This is a genomic window from Nocardioides jensenii JCM 1364 = NBRC 14755 (assembly GCF_001552535.1).
In the GTDB taxonomy this organism is placed as follows: domain Bacteria; phylum Actinomycetota; class Actinomycetes; order Propionibacteriales; family Nocardioidaceae; genus Nocardioides; species Nocardioides jensenii.
In genome coordinates this window covers 66621-82613 of sequence record NZ_BCRJ01000034.1, presented here as the reverse complement: position 1 = coordinate 82613, position 15993 = coordinate 66621, and the positions used below count along the sequence as shown (strand labels likewise).

Genomic DNA, 15993 nt, shown 5'->3' with positions numbered 1-15993 from the left:
GCTCCTGGCCGGACGACCCGCCACTCTCGGCGAGCCGGACGCGGTCAGCCTGGCCCGCGGCCGGGGCTACGCGCTCACCTTCGGCGAGGTCGAGCCGGGCGCCTACGGAGTGGCCGCTCCCCTGGCCCGCCACGAGGGCCTGCCCGGCGCCTGCGTCAACATCATCACCAACCGCGAGGACGTCGCCGAGCGAGCGGTCCCTGCCCTGCTCGAGGTCGTACGCCGCCTCGATGCCGCGCTCGCCTGACGCGCGGACCACCACGCGGGTCTTGACAAACCCGAGGTGACGGCCGTCATACTGTGTGTAAATAACGCGTCATTACATGCGCTATCTGCACACGAGGAGATGGAAATGGCAGAGTTCACCAGCGTCTGGTCCGACCTGAACCAGGTCGAGTTCAGCCAGGGATTCCTGCAGGCCGGGCCCTACCGGACCCGCTACCTGCACACCGGCGACGACTCCAAGCCGCTGCTGCTGCTGCTCCACGGCATCACCGGTCACGCCGAGGCCTACGCCCGCAACCTGCAGGCCCACGGCGAGCACTTCAACACCTACGCGATCGACTTCATCGGCCACGGCTACTCCGCCAAGCCCGAGCACCCGCTGGAGATCACGCACTACATCGACCAGGTCAACCACGTCCTCGACGCCCTGGGCGCCGAGACGGCGTACTTCTCCGGCGAGTCCCTGGGCGGCTGGGTCACGGCCCGTTTCGCGCAGCTGTTCCCCGAGAAGGTCGAGCGGATCGCGCTCAACACGATGGGCGGCACGATGGCCAACCCCCAGGTGATGGAGCGGCTCCTGACCCTGTCGACCGAGGCCGCGAACGACCCGTCGTGGGAGCGGGTCAAGGCCCGCCTCGAATGGCTGATGGCCGACCCCGCGATGGTCACCGACGACCTGATCAAGACCCGTCAGCAGATCTTCCAGCAGCCCGAGTGGAAGCTGGCCTGCGAGATGAACATGGCCCTGCAGGACCTCGAGACCCGCAAGCGCAACATGCTCACCGACGACGACCTGCGCGCCATCAAGGCCGAGGCCCTGGTCATCTGGACCACCAAGGACCCGTCGGGCCCGGTCGACGAGGGACGCAGGATCGCCGACCTCATCCCCCACGGCTCGCTGGCGGTGATCGAGAACGCCGGCCACTGGCCGCAGTACGAGCAGACCGACGAGTTCAACCGCATCCACCTCGACTTCCTGCTCGGTCGCTGAGATGGGCGCCGACATGACGGACGCCGTCTCCCTGGAGCTCGCGAGTGACGCCGCCACCCTGGACACCGACGTCCTCATCGTCGGCGCCGGTCCGGTCGGCCTGAGCCTGGCCAACCTGCTGGGTCGCTACGGCCAGCGCGCCACCCTGATGGAGGCCCGCGACGAGCTGATCGACTACCCGCGCGGGGTCGGCCTGGACGACGAGTCGTTCCGGACGATCCAGGCGATGGACCTGGTCGAGCAGGTGCGCCAGCACACCGTGCCGACCCACATCGCCCGGCTGGTCAACGGATCCGGCCAGGTGCTGGTCGAGAACAACCCGACCTCCGAGGAGTTCGGCTGGCCGCGCAAGAGCGGGTTCATCCAGCAGCTCGTCGACCGCGAGCTGTGCGCCGGCCTGTCCCGCTACGAGCACGTCGACCTGCACTTCGGTCACGAGCTGGTCGGCATCGACCACCGTGACGACCACGTGGTCGCGACCTTCGCGACGACGAGCGGCACCGTCGAGGTGTCGGCCCGCTACCTGGTCGGGTCCGAGGGCGGGCGTTCCTTCACCCGCGGCTGGATGGACGTCGAGTTCGAGGGCAAGTCACCCTCGACCCGCTGGCTCGTGGTCGACGTCAACAACGACCCGCTGGGCACCCCCAACGTCTACCTGGGAGCCGACCCGCGTCGCCCCTACGTCTCCATCGGCCTCCCCCACGCGATCCGCCGGTGGGAGTTCATGCTGTTCGACGACGAGCCCACCGAGCTCGTCGAGGACCCCGCGTTCATGCACCGCATGCTCGCCGACCACGTCCCCGACCCCACCACGCTCGACGTGATCGACCAACGGGTCTTCACCCACCACGGCCGGATCGCCACCAGCTTCCGCCAGGGCCGGGTGCTGATCGCCGGTGACGCGGCGCACCTGATGCCGGTCTGGCTCGGCCAGGGCTGGAACTCGGGCATCCGCGACGCGACCAACCTCGCCTGGAAGCTCACCTCGGTGCTCACCGGCGCCTGCGACGACAGCCTGCTCGACTCCTACGACGCCGAGCGCCGGTCACACGCCCAGGCCATGATCGACATCAACATGACCGCCGGCTCGATCATGAAGCTGGGCCCGGTCGCCGGACGCGTCCGCGACCTCGTGGCCAACGCGCTCAACGTGGTGCCCTCCGTGAAGAGCTGGTTCACCGAGCTCCGGTTCAAGCCGATGCCCCGCTATGACCGTGGCGTCGTCGTCGACCAGTCCACCGGCTCCTCGGGCAACGCCGAGCTCTCGCTCACACGCCGGCTGCTCCCCTTCGTCGACGCACCCGACTCGCGCTCACCGGTCGGCCTGCAGTTCATCCAGCCGCGGGTCAACACCGCCGCCGCGAACGACGTACTCCTCGACGAGGCCACCGGCAACTGGTGGACGATCGCGGCCTTCGGCAACGACCCCACGCGTCATCTCACCGCCGCCGACCTCGAGGTCGTACGCCGCCACGGCATCAACCTCGTCGCGTTCGTGCCGGAGACCCAGCGCGCCTGGGCCGAGCGCGAGTACGCCGACTCACCTGTCACCGTCATCGGTGACGCGCACGGACGTCTCAAGCAGTGGTTCGACAACCGACCGATGGGCGTGGTGTTCCTGCGGCCCGACCGCTTCGTCGCCGCCGTCTGTCTCGCCCAGGAGACCTCCGCGACGCTCGCCGCGGTGCTCGAGGCGATGTCCGCCACCCCCTCAGCCACGGAAGGAGCCTCCGATGTCACTCGCCCTCGTGTCCATGTCGCACAGCCCGCTTCTTGACTTCGCCGACCCGCCGGCCGACGTCACCGCCGGCGTCGACGAGGCCTTCGACCGGGCCCGCGCGTTCGTCGCCGACTACGACCCGACCCTGGTCGTCTCGTTCGCGCCCGACCACTACAACGGGTTCTTCTACGACCTGATGCCGCCGTTCTGTGTCGGCTACGAGTCCCTCTCGGTCGGCGACTACGGCACCCAGTCCGGGAAGCTCGACGTACCGACCGCACTCTCGGAGCAGCTCGCGCAGGCCGTGATCGACCGTGATGTCGACCTCGCCATCTCGCGCCGCATGGAGATCGACCACGGTGCCGTCCAGCCGCTGGAGATCCTGTTCGGCGACATCGCCGCCAAGCCGGTGATCCCGATCTTCGTCAACTGTGTCGCCAAGCCGTTCACGTCGATGCGTCGGGTGCGACTGCTCGGCGAGGCGATCGGCGGGTTCCTCGACAGCCTCGACGAGCGGGTCCTGGTGCTCGGCTCGGGTGGGCTGTCCCATGATCCGCCGGTGCCGCAGTGGGCGACCGCGACCGAGCCGCAGCGAGACATGATGCTCGACGGCCGGCATCCGACCGCTGCCGCACGCGACGCCCGCCAGCAACGGGTCATCGACACCGCGAAGCAGTTCGCCGCCGGCGAGGCGACGATCCGTGAGCTCAACCCGGAGTGGGACGAGGAGTTCATGCGAATCATGGCGGCCGGCACCCTCGAGGAGGTCGACGCCTGGTCGCCCGACCAGATGGCGCTCGACGCCGGCAACAGCGCCCATGAGGTGCGCACCTGGTTGGCCGCGTTCAGTGCGCTCCGGGCCGCCGGGGACTACACCGTCACGAGCAGCTTCTACCGCCCGATCCCCGAGTTCATCGCCGGCTTCGGCGTGATGACTGCCCGCTAGTCTCTGCTCCATGGAACGCATCGAGACCGACCTGCTCGTCATCGGCTGGGGCAAGGCGGGCAAGACCTTGGCCAAGACCCTGGGCTCCCAGGGTCGCAGCGTGGTGATGGTCGAGCAGTCCGACCAGATGTACGGCGGCACCTGCATCAACATCGGCTGCGTGCCGACCAAGGCGCTGGTGCACCGCGCCGAGTTGCGACGCGGCTCCGACGGTCCGGCCGAGTGGTTCGACTCCGCGGTCGGCGCGCGTGACGCACTGATCGCCAAGCTCCGCGCCAAGAACCACGCCATGCTCGACGAGGTCGACGCCGTCACCCTGGTCGACGGGAGGGCCCGCTTCGTCGGCCCACGCGAGGTCGAGGTGGCCGCGGGCGACGACCGCCTGCGCATCGCCGCCGAGACCGTCATCGTCAACACCGGCACGGTCCCGGCGCGACCCGACCTGCCCGGCGCCGAGGGCCCGCGCATCTTCGACTCGACGACGTTGCAGCACGTCGAGCCGCTGCCCGAGCACCTGGTGATCGTGGGCGGCGGCTTCATCGGTCTGGAGTTCGCCGGCATGTTCGCCCGCTTCGGGTCGCAGGTGACGCTGCTCAACGCCGCGGAGCGTCTGCTCCCCCGCGAGGACGAGGACGTCGCCGAGGCGGTCGCCGCGTGCCTGGCCGACGCCGGGGTCGAGGTGGTCGACGAGGTCCGGGCCACCGCCTTCACCGACGACGGCACCCGGGTCACCGTCGAGCACGAGGGCGGGAAGATCCCCGCGGACGCCGTACTCCTGGCCACCGGGCGCTCACCCGCCACCGACGGGCTCGACCTGGCGACGGCGGGCATCGACGTCGACGAGCGCGGCTTCATCACCGTCGACGAGCACCTGCGTACGTCGGCCGACGGGGTCTACGCCGTCGGTGACGTCAACGGCGGTCCTCAGTTCACCTATATCTCCTACGACGATCACCGCATCGTGCTCGACCAGCTGGTCGGGGTCGGCACCCGGCGTACGACGGACCGGGTGGGCGTGCCGAGCACGACGTTCCTCACCCCGCCGCTCTCCCGGGTCGGGCTGAGCGAGGCCGAGGCGCGGGCACGGGGTCTCGACGTGCACGTGCTCAGCAAGAAGGTCGCCGAGATCGCCGCCATGCCCCGCCCGAAGATCGTCGAGGAGGCGCACGGCCTGATCAAGTTCGTCGTCGATGCGAAGACCGGACTGGTTCTGGGCGCCACGCTGTTCTGCGTCGACTCCCAGGAGCTGGTCAATCTGGTCGCGTTGGGGATGCGGGCCGACGTACCGGCCGCCGACCTGCGCGACGGCATCTGGACGCATCCCTCCAGCACCGAGGCGTTCAACGAGGTGCTGGCCGGTCTCCCCCGCTGACCGAGGAGCACCCGTGGGGTCGCTCCAAACCCGTCACACCCGTTGAACTTCCGCAAGCATCGGAGCAGGGTGAAGGTGAGGGCGCACGGACCGTGCACGCCACCGAGGAGGAACCGATGACCACCTTCGAGCCACCACCCGTGATCGTGCGCTGGGTCCGAGGCCTTGAGGAGACCACGGCACTGGACCGCCCGGTGCGGGTGCTCGAGCCCCACGTCACCAAGCTGTTCGGCTCCGGCGCGCGTGGAGCGGTGCTGCGCGGGGACTGGCTCGGTCACGCCCTGCATCCCACGTTGACCGATCTGGCGTTGGGCTCCTGGACGTCGGCGAGCGTTCTCGACGTCGTCGGTCGGGGACGTTGGCCGGAGGCGGCGCAAGCCCTGGTCGGCACGGGACTGGTGTTCGTCGGCCCGACGGCGTGGTCGGGATGGGCCGAGTGGTCGACGGCCGGCCCGAAGGAGAAGCGAGTCGGGTTCGTCCACGCCGTCTCCAACGGCGTGGCCATCGGCCTCTATGCCGCGTCCTGGATCGCCCGTCGACGCGGTCACCCCGACTCAGGCGCCAGGCTCTCGCTCCTGGGCGCAGCCGTCGCCGGCGCTGGTGCCTACCTCGGAGGTCACCTCGCTGCAGCACGCCACGTGTCGACCCACCACCCCGCGTTCGACGTACACCCGGGGTAGGAAGTCTCGACCTCGGACGCCGATGCGTTCAGCGCGCGTGGTCACGGATCGACTCGATGCGTCGGAACGCCGCAGGCTCACCCTGCACCAACAGACTCCGACCGGCGCTGAGCAGGTTGCGGGAGTGCTCCTCGATGACCCGGAAGCCAGTGTGGTCGATGAAGTCCAGCCCGCTCAGGTCGAGGACGACCGTGCCGTGCGCGCCGTCCTCGGCGTCGAGCAGGCGGCCGAGGGTCGCGCTGGAGAAGGCGTCCACCTCGCCCGCGAGCGCGATCATGTCGCCCCGGCCGAAGAGTCGGAACGGCGCCAGCTCCTCGAGACGTCGATCCGCAATCGGGTGGGCGCTCGCGATCGTGGCCAGGGCCTGCGACGAGAGCACGGTGCGATCGAAACAGCACAGGGCCGCGAACGGCCGATGAGGCATCTGCCTGTCTGCGTAGGTCTCCCAGTGCGCGTGCTCGTGCCCGGCCGGGTCGGACGCGGCCAGGCTGGTCACCTCGGCCACCACCCGCAGCCCCGTGAAACCGTCGGCCAGTGCCTGGTCGATGACAGCGCAGTACATCGCCCACTGCTCGTCGTTGGGAAGCCTGTGTCCGCCGGGGTAGACCTGCTCGAAGGGCGCGATGACCAGTGACCCGTCGGCGACCCAGGACGCCATCGGCTCCAGCTTGCACACCGCGCGCTCGGTCTCCGGCCCACCCACGAACATCAGACGCTGACCGAGCTCGATGCCTTCGGCGAGGAAGGCGGCAACCGCGTTCCGGAGGTCACCGGACACGTCTTGATAGGCCCAGCACGCGTGACCGTTGAGGCCGACGTCGCCGGGCAGGTCCACGAGCCCGTCTCTCCGCACGCCCACAACTTTACGCGCGAGTAGGGCGATCGACATACCACGTGCTGGGGAACTGGCCCGGCGCAGGAAGGCAGCCGGGGAGCCGCCGCCGGAGACTCATCTGGCCTCGTCGTGCGTGGGATGGCGCGAGCGTTCGAAGGCGGCACATCCGATCAGCACCAGGCCGGCCACGAGCGCCCCCGCGATCGTGTCGACCACGTAGTGCTCGCCGCCGTAGACCAGCGCAGTGGACATCGCCACGGGGTAGAGCAGGAGCAGCCAACGCAGGTGCGAGCGCAACCGGCTCACCGCATAGAACGCGACCAGGAACGCGATGCCCGCATGCAACGAGGGCATCGCGGCCACCTTGTTGGGCATGCCCATCAGCACCATGCTCTGCCGGTGCAGGCCGAGCTCCGACCAGCCTCGGCCACTCATCCGGTGGACCTCGCCGATCACGCCGAGCTTGGAGGCCATCCAGGGCGGCGCCATCGGGTAGGCGAAGTAGATCAGCGCACCGGCGTAGAGCATCGTCAGGTAGCGGCGCATCCACAGCAGCCACTCGGCACGGTTGCGCATCCAGAGCACGCCCCCGATCAAGAGGGCGGTCCAGAAGTGGGAGGCATAGACGGTGGTCAGCAGGACGTCGTACCACCGCGGGGCGCTGTCGCGGATGCACGGGTCACCGCAGAGCTTGTGCTGCAGCAGCTCGGTCGGGGTGGTGCCGCCGCCGAGCCACTCGTCCATGCGCACGGGCGCGCTGATGTGCACCGGCATGCCGGTGTTGTCCGCGATGCCGCGCAACAGCCAGTAGCCGGTGAACAGCAGCACCGGTCGCCACCAGTCGCGAGCGAAGTCGAGATGACGCTCGCGTGGGGCGTCGACGTGCCAGGCGACGGTGAACAGCCAGAACCACAGCAGGACGCCGACCGGGTCGTTGGGGATGCCGATGAAATGGATCCAGATCACCAGCGCGGCGACGTACCCGAGCACCGCGCCCGCTCGCGCCACGGGACGCGTGGGCGGCATCGGCGGGCGCTCGAGCGGCCGCAGCTCCAGGATCGCCATCAGGGCTGGCTCCGCTTCTCTCTGAAGATTCGATAGCCCGCGACGTCGTCGATGCGGTCGTAGTGCTTGGCGATGTAGGGCTGCGCGGCAGAGGTGTCGATGCCCCAGCTGCCCAGTCCGATGCCGGAGATCACCAACCAGGTGGGGCGATCGGGCCCGGCGAGCAGCGCCGCGAGCTCGTGCAGGTGCGCGTCGCGCACCCGCACCGGCAGGCTCCACAGGTTCGGGTACGGGCTCTCCAGACCGGCCGACTCGAGGATCGAGGCGACCCCGAACGTGACCACCGCGGTGTCACCGGGTTGGGCGCGGGCAGCCAGGTACGAGGCGACTTCCTGCTCCGACCTGTCGATCGGGTGGACACCCACCCAGGCGATCGCGCACAACGTCGACACGGTGAGCATCGCCAGGACGATCGAGACCGACCGGCGGATGCGGGCCCGGAGGTCGGTCACCGCCGCCAGCAGCACCAGGCCGGGGACCAGCCCGATCAGGTAGTGCAGCCAGTAGCTGCCGCCCACCAGCACGGCCGTCGCCTCCCACGCCACCACGGCGAGTGCCGGCAGCCGGAGATCGACGTGCTCGCTCCCGACGGCCTCGCCGCGGCGCAGGTGAACGAGGAGAACGCCGAGCAACAGCGGGGCGCCGCTGCCCAGCAGCGCCCACAACAGGACTTGGAGCCGAGGCCCCGAGGACGGCGACTCGAGGAGCACGCTCGCCGCCTCCCAGCGGAAGGAGACGACCGCGGACCACAGCTCCGCGGGGCCGGTGCCGAGGGCCGCGGCGCCGCCGACCGCGAGCGCGAGGACGGCTGCGGCCCCGGCCGTCGCGCCCAGGGCGGTGGCGGCCTCGGTAGGACGACCGTCCCGTGCCACACCTCCGCGGACGCCCCGTCGTGCGCGGGTGACCACACTGACCAGGAGCAGGGCGAGACCGAAGACGAACACGTCGAGCAGGTTCTGCTTGGTCAGGGCCGCCCCGGCACCCGCGGCTCCGGCTGCCACTCCCCACCACAGCGCCTCGCGAGAGGTGGGCGCCCTGGTGGAGTTGATCGCGGCGATCAGCCCTCCCAGGATCAACGGCAGTCCCAACAGCTCGGCGTTCACCACCGACCCGCCGAACAGTGGCGTGCCGAGCAGCACGGCCGCGGTCGCTGCGGGGACCAGCGGCGCGGTCGGCCTGTCGGGTGCGACCGTGCGACCGAGTCGTCCGGCGAGCAGCACCGAGCAGAAGACCGTGATCACGCCGAGCAGTCGCAGCCCCCACGCACCACCGAGCAGATTGCCGAGCGCCACGAGGGCGATCAGGACGGGAGGACGGTCGACCCAGTAGTTGCCGTACAACGAGTCCCCCGGCCCCCACTGGCGCGCGACCATCAGCAGGCCGCTCTCGTCGGGACTCAGCGGTCGCCCCATGAACGGGACCCAGCCGAGCAGGCAGGTCAGCGCGGCCAGGGCCACGACAATGAGCCAGGGTCGCTGGTGCACCAAGGACCCCGCCGGCCGGCGGAGGTCGGAAGGGGGCGGGTTCTCCACCAGCAGCATGCGCCCAGTGTGCCCGGATGCCGAGAATTTCGCCGGTCAATTAGGCAGACGTGTCTTGTCGCACAGCCCCGCTCGCCAGTCGTGCTCGCCAGTCGTGCTCGCCAGTCGTGCTCGCCAGTGGTGGTCGCCAGTGGTCGGAGGAAGTGACAGTGTTGCGTCGTGACCTCCCACACCGTCGTGGCCACCGCGAACGTGAATCGTGCCCTCGGCAGCCACGACGCACGCCGCGCGCTTCACCAGGTGCTCGAGCACGAGCCCGACCTCGTCGGTCTGCAGGAATGGCACCCGTGGCGGTTCCGGCTGCTCGCGGCCACCGGCAGCGTCGGCCTGTTGCGCGGGCCGCGCTTCGGCCACGAGCACCGGGGATACCTGTGGACGATGCCGTTCCTCGGTGACTGTGTGGTGGGAGCGCGCAGCGACCGCTTCTCACTCGTGGAGAGCGACTGTCTGTGGCTCAGCAGACCCGGGCGGGCGGATGCCGCCCTGGCTCGCCGGCGCCGCATCGAGCCGCCGCACCTGGCCACCGTCGCGACGTACGACGACCGCAGTCGAGACCGGCGGGTGACCCTGATCGGCTACCACCTCGTCCCCGGGGTGCAGTCCCACGGTGTCTATCGCGAGGACCGTCCGTTGCTCGCCCAGCGACACCGGGACGAGGTCTCGCGCCTGCAGAGGTTGGTCGATGAGCGACTCGCACTCGGTCACACGGTCTACGCCCTGGGCGACTCGAACTTCGACGGGCTCCGGCTCTCCGGCCTCACCTCCGCCTGGGAGGGACGTGACGACGACCCCGGCACGCTGGGGCCGCGACGCAAGATCGACGACGTGCACGGACCGAGCGTTCCGCTCTCGGTGCAGCTGCTGACCAACGCCTCCGACCACAAGGCCGTCGTGGTCGACCGCGCCGATTGACCGCGCCGATTGACCGCGCCGATTGACCGCGCAGGCTGGCCGCGCAGACTGGCCGCGCAGGCTGATTCGCCGGAAGCGGCGCCGACTTGTCCCCAAGAACGATGAACCCGACCGGATCGGGTATCCGCCTCCCGCGCCGATGGCTCCTCCCCGTTGACGCACTCCCGCGTCGTACTCACTGGAGGACACCATGGCAACCGGACGCCGCAACCACGACCACGACTGCGACCACGACCGCGATCAGAACCGGGACCGGGCCCCACGAGAGCGAGCGGAGGCGCCGCTCACCATCGACGAGGAACTGCAGCTCGGCGACCGGCCCGGCGAGCCGGACTGGTTCGACCTGAACCGCCTGCGCTCCCCCGCCGACCGCGACCCCGAGCCCTCCGGGAGCATCGGCCTCAGGGACGACCTGCTCCGCGACGAGAGGGTGCACAGCCTTGACGAATGGAGCCCGGAGAACGCCCACACCCTGGTGGGAGGGCCACGCTCCCTGGGCCTCCCGCGCCCGCCCATGCTGCGACGGTTCAACGGATCGCCCGTCGAGCCCGCGAACTTCACCCAGCTCTACGACGGCGAGAGCAGACAGGTCTACTCGACGACCAGCGCACCGTGGGTGCGCGTCGGCCAGCTCAACACCGGACGCGGCAGCGGCACCGCCACCCTGATCGGGGAGTCCACCGTGCTCACGGCCTCGCACGTCGTGGCGAACTCCTGGTCACCGGGTGGTCCTGTGATCGGGAACCCGACGTTCACCCCCGGCATGTTCGACGGTACGTCGGTCCTCGGCCGAAGCTGGACCGCCAACGTCATCGGCATCGCCGCCTGGGAGCAGTTCGTCGGTCAGGACGGCTATGACATGGCCATCTGCCAGCTGGACCAGCCCTTCGGCCGGTGGCTCGGCTACTTCGGCTACCGCACCTACGACGACGACTGGGAGGACCTGCGGGTCTGGAGCCACGCCGGCTATCCCTACGACCTCAGCGCCACGGGCCAGCGACCCTGCTACGAGCTGGGCATCTCGGTCCACGACGACGACAGTGACAGCTACGACACGCTCGAGCTCGAGACCAGGGCCGACATCGCCAGCGGCCAGTCGGGCGGGCCACTCTGGGGTCGTTGGACCAACGGCGGTCGCCAGATCGTCGGCACGCTCAGTGGACGCGAGGACAACTTCCTCGAGGAGAAGAACAGCCTCTTCGCCGGCGGCAACGGCCTGAGCCGGCTCTGCAGGTGGGGGCGCGAGAACTGGGGCTGACCCACCCGCGACGTGAGAGCTGGCGTTGGATCTGGCGTGGGATCAGGCGTGGCGCCCGGGTCGTGCCCCTCACGCCGCAGCCCGCCCCACCTCCGCCAGTGACAGGAGCCGCCCACGCGCCGGTTCGACGGTCCGCCCGGCCCACGCGGCCCAGGTGTCGCCCTGCCCGGGTCGGGCGAGCTTGCGCCGCACGTCGTCGAAGCCGTGGGCGTTGAGAGCCGCCGCGGCAACGTAGGCGTGATCCTCGTGAGCCAGGTGACCGTCAAGGGCCCGTTGCAGGATCCGGAACGCGGCGCGACTGATCTCGTCCCTGCCCTGACGCAGCTGCCGCATGATCCTGGGCAGGTCACCGGGTGTGGTCCCGAACCGGAGGAGGTCGAGCTCTTGCACGTCAGTGGTCAGCTCGAAGTCCTCGCGGACCAGCTGGTCACTGCCCACTCGTCCACGGGTCACTGCGTGCGCCAGCCGGCTGAGCCAGGCGTCGTCGTGGTCGGCGATCTGCTTCGCGAGTGACCGGGCGACACCCAGTGGCGGGGCGTCGAACATGAGCAGACCGTCGACCCCACTGGGCACCAGCCGCCCGAGCACCCATCCCTGCGGGCCCGCACAGGAGCGGGCGCCGAGGTCGAGCACCTCGATCCACTCGCCCGTCGGTTCGCGCACCTGCAGGCGCGCACCGGGAAGGCTGGCGCCGATCCGGTAGCGCCCCATGCGCGCGCCGGACCAGCTGCGTGCCAGCTCGGCATGCTCCGCGAGCCGACCGTTCGCGAACTCGTCGATGAACGAGACCAGGGCGCCCCCTTCGTGGACCACGAACTGCTGGAAGGCCCAGGACTCCCCCATCACCCGCGCAAGCACCTGCACCGGGTCACCGCCGTCGGTGTGACACGCGTCGAGCAGGTCACAGTGGACGGCCTCGGTCACCGCAGCGCGGACCGTGCTGACCCGCTCGCCGGTCTCCCCGTCCTCGCACCGCATCGCCTGGTAGGCGATCCACCTGGCCCAGACCCACTCGGGCAGCGCATCGCCCAACGCCACGAGCTGCTCCATCAGGTGGCGGTTGCGGCCGCGGCGGAACATCGGGACCGCCTGGTGCCACTCGAGCGCCTCCGCGGCGTCGCCCGCACGCTCGGCCGCGCACGAGTTCTTGACGCAGGCGTAGTGGTCGGGAGTCATCTGGTCAGCAATGCGGGGTTGGCGCCGGAAGCCGGGGCCTCTTGGGTTCCGAGACATGACAGAAGCAAACGACGAGGACGCCGCCCTCGCAACCACCCCTCGTCCCGCCTGTGGACAACCCTCGGCCACGGATGGTCGTGCCGGACGGGGGACCTGCGCCTACACCGGATCCTGCCAGTCGGGATTCGGCGCGTAGGCCTTCACGAAGTCAAGTGGATAGACGGGCAGGCACCAGTGCGAGTCGCTGAACGTCGGGATGCCGCCGGTCTTCCACTTCTCCCAGAACACCGTGTAGGAATCGGCCTCGTTCCCGATGGGGACGTGCTCGTAGTCGGGGTGGTTCTCCCGCAGCTGCGGCTCGAGAGTGTCCGCGTCGTCACGCGTCTCGCCCTGCCCGCCCGAGTTCTGGAAGTAGAACGCCCCGTCGCTGAGGTGCTCGATCCCGTCGTCGTCGGTGTAGCGGAGGTGCGCGTGGTCGTCGTACCCGACCAGCACCTTGTAGTGCTCCGAGCTGAAATGGCCGTCGCCCTGGTCCATCAGTTCGTCGACGGTGACGATCACCGGGACGCCGCAGTGGATCCAGCGCTTGAGCTGCGTGAGCGCCTCGTCCTTGCCGAGGGACTCGTAGACGTAGCCCTGGCCGGAGAACCCGAAGCGCCACGCCCCGACCGTCATCGTCTCCTGCAAGGTGCCGGGCGAGGGGTCGTCGGTGAAGAGCGAGACCACCGCCGGGATCAGACCGCCACTCGCGTAGAGGAGGAACGAGTGCAACCAGGTCGAGTCCCAGCCGTCCTTGATGTGCTCGCCTGCCCACTGCCCGTTGTCGCCGAGCGGGTTGTAGCGCTGCGGTGCCCAGTAGCTGAACGCGTGCGCCAACGAGTAGAGGCCGCACCACCGCGTCTCCTGCTGCCGTTGCTGCACGATGTTGCCCTGCAGGAACGCCTTCGGCGGCGGGTCCGCGTCGAGCCGGGTGAGGTCGAAGCCGTGGTCGAGCCCGATCTCGCGGACTGATCCGAGACCGACCACCACGTCACGCACGGAGGTCACGACGACGCCCGTGTCCGCGTGGCCGGCCACCACGTAGCGGCCGGCGGGCAGTCCCGGAACCAGGGTGCCGGCCTGATCGGGATCGGTGGTGACGGTCTGGATCGGGGCGGACTCCAGGTCCTCCTGCCTCACGAACGCGAACTTCTCGCAGGTGCCGCACACGGTCAGGCTCTTGTCGTACTTCGCCTGCGTCTGCTTGTGCTTGGCCGGGTAGGTCGCCTGCGCCGGGTGCACGGTCAACGTGACGACCTCCGGGTCGTGGAAGACACGTATCGAGCCGGACGACGCCAGGCCGATCCGGGTGAACGCCGTCGCCACCGGTACGTCGACCCGTGTCGAGACAGTCCCGTTCGTGACGACGTACTCCCCCACCTCGGGGAACGCGATCAGGTTGCCGGACGCGTCGTAGGCCAGGCCGTGGCTGACGGTGAGGCCGACCGGGCTCACGATGCCCGGGCCGGACTGAAGACCACGGACGACCCCGTCGAGCGGCAGCCCGTCAGCCGCGAGGAATACCGGCAGGCTGGCGCCGAAGCGGTGCACCCAGCGCACGGCCATCAGGTTGAACATGTCATAGAAGCTGTCCGGACCGATGTCCCTGACCCGCATGATCTCCAACCACGACTGGGGATTCGCGTCGAGCAGCCGCTGGGGAGCCTTGGCTCCGGGGCCTCGGAAGAACCGCCCGCGACCCGAGTTCGTCAGGGACGGGACGACGTACGCACCGGCCGTGTCGCGGAACGTGGCGAACAGGTCGTCGCGGGTCAGGCCGGGCTTGTTGAGCAGAGCGATGAGGTCGCCGACCACCTGGTCGAAGAGCCACTCGTCGGGCTCGCCGATGATCGGGGTCGTGCAACGTCGGACCATCGTCGACCTGCGCGGCGGGTAGTTGCCTGCCTGTTCGGCCGCGGTCCGTTCGTCGACCAATGACGCACGCTCCCTTGTCCCTCCTCCAGCGTGGTCCCGCCGAGCGCCCGGCGAATCACCAAGACGGGCTAACTCGACGACAACTCGATCGCGCCCCGGGCATCAGCGCGGCTAGGGTGCGCTGCACCATGCGCCCTTCACCTGTACCCCCTGCCCCGGTCGTGATTCGTCAGGAGCGGGCCGGCGACGCCGACGAGATCGGCGCCGTCGTGGCAGCTGCCTTCTCGCTCGCCGAACACTCGGCACCTCCGACCCGACCCGGCGGGCCGCCCGGTGAGGTCGATCTGCTCGTCGCCTTGCGTGCGGACACAGGGTGGCTGCCTGGGCTCTCGCTCATCGCCTGCGCCGACGGTCAGGTCGTGGGTCACGTCGTGTGCACCCGAGCGCATGTCGACGGAGTGCGGGCGCTCGGCCTCGGGCCACTCAGCGTCCGACCGAACCGTCAAGGTGAGGGCATCGGGGGCGCGCTCGTGCGCGCCGTGCTGGACCAGGCGGCCGAGGCCGGGGAGTCGCTCGTCGCCCTGCTGGGTGACCCTGCCTACTACGGCAGGTTCGGCTTCGTCCCGGCCCGACAGGTGGGTGTCGAGTCACCTGACCCGGCCTGGGGCGACTTCTTCCAGGCCCGGTCCCTGGGCTCGGGCGACACCCCGACCGGCCGATTCGACTACGCAGCACCGTTCAGCAGCGTGTGAGTGCTCAACGGCTGAGCCTGTCTTCGAGCCGGGCCCGCACGTGCCCGTCATGACTGGGCGAGCCGGGCCTCCTCGCGGTTCGGGGAGAAGAGCTCGACCGGGTTGCCGGACGGGTCCTCGACGATGAGCTGTCTGCCGCCGACCCCCTCAATGATCTCGCTGCGGAAGCGGACACCCGCCGTTCGCAGGTCGGCGGTCGTCCGGTCCAGGTCGTCGACCTCGACCATGAAGCGGTTCCATCCGCCGGGCTCTGGCTGCGTCCCGTCCGGCATCGCCTGCCCGCCTCCGCCCCGACCGCTGGGGGCGCTCAGCACCAGCCGCAGGTCGCCGAGACCGAGCATGGCGAAGGTGGGAGCCGGGTGCATCTGCTCCACGAAGCCGAGGTGGTCGCAGTAGAACGAGATGGCCGCGTCGACGTCGTCGACGATGTAGCGAACGCTGACCGTTGCCATGCTCTGCTCCTCGTGTCCGACGTACGCGATTCCGACGTCCCACGCGCCCACCTCACTCCGAACATACGCCCGTCACGACGTCCTCGTTGTCCCCCGACGTGTCGTCAAGCTTCGGGTCGTCGTACGTGACCACGACGGCGGTGGCCACCGCCGG

General features: G+C 69.8%; 14 protein-coding genes and 1 pseudogene. 9 read left to right on the top strand and 6 right to left on the bottom strand.

What is annotated here, in order from left to right; genetic code table 11:
- The 6 genes and pseudogenes from NJ4_RS09230 to NJ4_RS09205 form a co-directional block, all read left to right on the top strand.
- Positions 1 to 247: pseudogene (locus NJ4_RS09230) on the top strand (hypothetical protein); the annotation flags it as partial.
- Between the two features lie 105 nt (positions 248 to 352).
- Complete coding sequence (locus NJ4_RS09225) at positions 353 to 1216, top strand: alpha/beta fold hydrolase (RefSeq protein WP_157550989.1); 864 nt, start codon at positions 353 to 355, stop codon at positions 1214 to 1216.
- 13 nt (positions 1217 to 1229) lie between these two features.
- Positions 1230 to 2993, top strand: a complete 1764-nt coding sequence (mhpA, locus tag NJ4_RS09220; protein ID WP_067433454.1) for a bifunctional 3-(3-hydroxy-phenyl)propionate/3-hydroxycinnamic acid hydroxylase MhpA — start codon at positions 1230 to 1232, stop codon at positions 2991 to 2993.
- Positions 2950 to 3882 (top strand): 3-carboxyethylcatechol 2,3-dioxygenase, encoded by a 933-nt coding sequence (locus NJ4_RS09215; RefSeq protein WP_067433416.1) that lies wholly within the window; start codon positions 2950 to 2952, stop codon positions 3880 to 3882. Before mhpA ends, NJ4_RS09215 begins: the two co-directional genes overlap by 44 nt.
- A 10-nt stretch (positions 3883 to 3892) precedes the next feature.
- Positions 3893 to 5254: an FAD-dependent oxidoreductase gene (locus NJ4_RS09210; RefSeq protein ID WP_174524594.1), complete on the top strand. Its 1362-nt coding sequence runs from the start codon at positions 3893 to 3895 to the stop codon at positions 5252 to 5254.
- A 116-nt stretch (positions 5255 to 5370) separates the two neighbouring features.
- Positions 5371 to 5934 carry a DUF2231 domain-containing protein gene (locus NJ4_RS09205; RefSeq protein ID WP_067433448.1) on the top strand — a complete coding sequence of 188 codons (564 nt, stop codon included), beginning with the start codon at positions 5371 to 5373 and terminating at the stop codon, positions 5932 to 5934.
- Between the two features lie 28 nt (positions 5935 to 5962).
- On the opposite strand, the gene NJ4_RS09200 is transcribed toward NJ4_RS09205, so the two are convergent.
- The 3 genes from NJ4_RS09200 to NJ4_RS09190 form a co-directional block, all read right to left on the bottom strand.
- Positions 5963 to 6787: an MEDS domain-containing protein gene (locus NJ4_RS09200; RefSeq protein ID WP_169799232.1), complete on the bottom strand. Its 825-nt coding sequence runs from the start codon at positions 6785 to 6787 to the stop codon at positions 5963 to 5965.
- Positions 6788 to 6883: 96 nt separating this feature from the next.
- Positions 6884 to 7834: a phosphatase PAP2 family protein gene (locus tag NJ4_RS09195; RefSeq protein WP_067433410.1), complete on the bottom strand. Its 951-nt coding sequence runs from the start codon at positions 7832 to 7834 to the stop codon at positions 6884 to 6886.
- A complete protein-coding gene (locus NJ4_RS09190) occupies positions 7834 to 9375 on the bottom strand; it encodes a hypothetical protein (protein WP_067433407.1) in 1542 nt (513 codons plus the stop codon). The genes NJ4_RS09195 and NJ4_RS09190 overlap by 1 nt, the downstream gene beginning before the upstream one ends.
- A 159-nt stretch (positions 9376 to 9534) precedes the next feature.
- On the opposite strand from NJ4_RS09190, the gene NJ4_RS09185 reads away from it, so the two are divergent.
- Together NJ4_RS09185 and NJ4_RS09180 are read left to right on the top strand one after the other, a co-directional pair.
- A complete protein-coding gene (locus NJ4_RS09185) occupies positions 9535 to 10287 on the top strand; it encodes an exonuclease/endonuclease/phosphatase family protein (protein ID WP_067433404.1) in 753 nt (250 codons plus the stop codon).
- 190 nt (positions 10288 to 10477) lie between these two features.
- A complete protein-coding gene (locus NJ4_RS09180) occupies positions 10478 to 11545 on the top strand; it encodes a trypsin-like serine peptidase (protein WP_067433401.1) in 1068 nt (355 codons plus the stop codon).
- A 69-nt stretch (positions 11546 to 11614) separates the two neighbouring features.
- Here NJ4_RS09180 and NJ4_RS09175 read toward each other — a convergent pair whose 3' ends face one another.
- Together NJ4_RS09175 and NJ4_RS09170 are read right to left on the bottom strand one after the other, a co-directional pair.
- On the bottom strand, positions 11615 to 12721 hold the full coding sequence (locus NJ4_RS09175; protein ID WP_067433398.1) for a hypothetical protein: 1107 nt from the start codon (positions 12719 to 12721) through the stop codon (positions 11615 to 11617).
- 159 nt (positions 12722 to 12880) lie between these two features.
- Positions 12881 to 14695, bottom strand: a complete 1815-nt coding sequence (locus NJ4_RS09170; protein ID WP_067433395.1) for a cysteine peptidase family C39 domain-containing protein — start codon at positions 14693 to 14695, stop codon at positions 12881 to 12883.
- A gap of 128 nt (positions 14696 to 14823) precedes the next feature.
- Between NJ4_RS09170 and NJ4_RS09165 the strand changes: the two genes are divergently transcribed.
- On the top strand, positions 14824 to 15387 hold the full coding sequence (locus NJ4_RS09165; RefSeq protein ID WP_067433446.1) for a GNAT family N-acetyltransferase: 564 nt from the start codon (positions 14824 to 14826) through the stop codon (positions 15385 to 15387).
- Positions 15388 to 15434: 47 nt separating this feature from the next.
- On the opposite strand, the gene NJ4_RS09160 is transcribed toward NJ4_RS09165, so the two are convergent.
- Complete coding sequence (locus NJ4_RS09160; RefSeq protein ID WP_067433444.1) at positions 15435 to 15839, bottom strand: VOC family protein; 405 nt, start codon at positions 15837 to 15839, stop codon at positions 15435 to 15437.
- Positions 15840 to 15993: the final 154 nt, after the last annotated feature.

Coding starts and splice junctions, on each gene's coding strand:
- NJ4_RS09175 (WP_067433398.1), bottom strand. CDS start 12,721: ATGACTCCCGACCACTACGCCTGCGTCAAGAACTCGTGCGCGGCCGAG.
- NJ4_RS09210 (WP_174524594.1), top strand. CDS start 3,893: ATGGAACGCATCGAGACCGACCTGCTCGTCATCGGCTGGGGCAAGGCG.
- mhpA (WP_067433454.1), top strand. CDS start 1,230: ATGACGGACGCCGTCTCCCTGGAGCTCGCGAGTGACGCCGCCACCCTG.
- NJ4_RS09225 (WP_157550989.1), top strand. CDS start 353: ATGGCAGAGTTCACCAGCGTCTGGTCCGACCTGAACCAGGTCGAGTTC.
- NJ4_RS09190 (WP_067433407.1), bottom strand. CDS start 9,375: ATGCTGCTGGTGGAGAACCCGCCCCCTTCCGACCTCCGCCGGCCGGCG.
- NJ4_RS09160 (WP_067433444.1), bottom strand. CDS start 15,839: ATGGCAACGGTCAGCGTTCGCTACATCGTCGACGACGTCGACGCGGCC.
- NJ4_RS09165 (WP_067433446.1), top strand. CDS start 14,824: ATGCGCCCTTCACCTGTACCCCCTGCCCCGGTCGTGATTCGTCAGGAG.
- NJ4_RS09195 (WP_067433410.1), bottom strand. CDS start 7,834: ATGGCGATCCTGGAGCTGCGGCCGCTCGAGCGCCCGCCGATGCCGCCC.
- NJ4_RS09180 (WP_067433401.1), top strand. CDS start 10,478: ATGGCAACCGGACGCCGCAACCACGACCACGACTGCGACCACGACCGC.
- NJ4_RS09205 (WP_067433448.1), top strand. CDS start 5,371: ATGACCACCTTCGAGCCACCACCCGTGATCGTGCGCTGGGTCCGAGGC.
- NJ4_RS09215 (WP_067433416.1), top strand. CDS start 2,950: ATGTCACTCGCCCTCGTGTCCATGTCGCACAGCCCGCTTCTTGACTTC.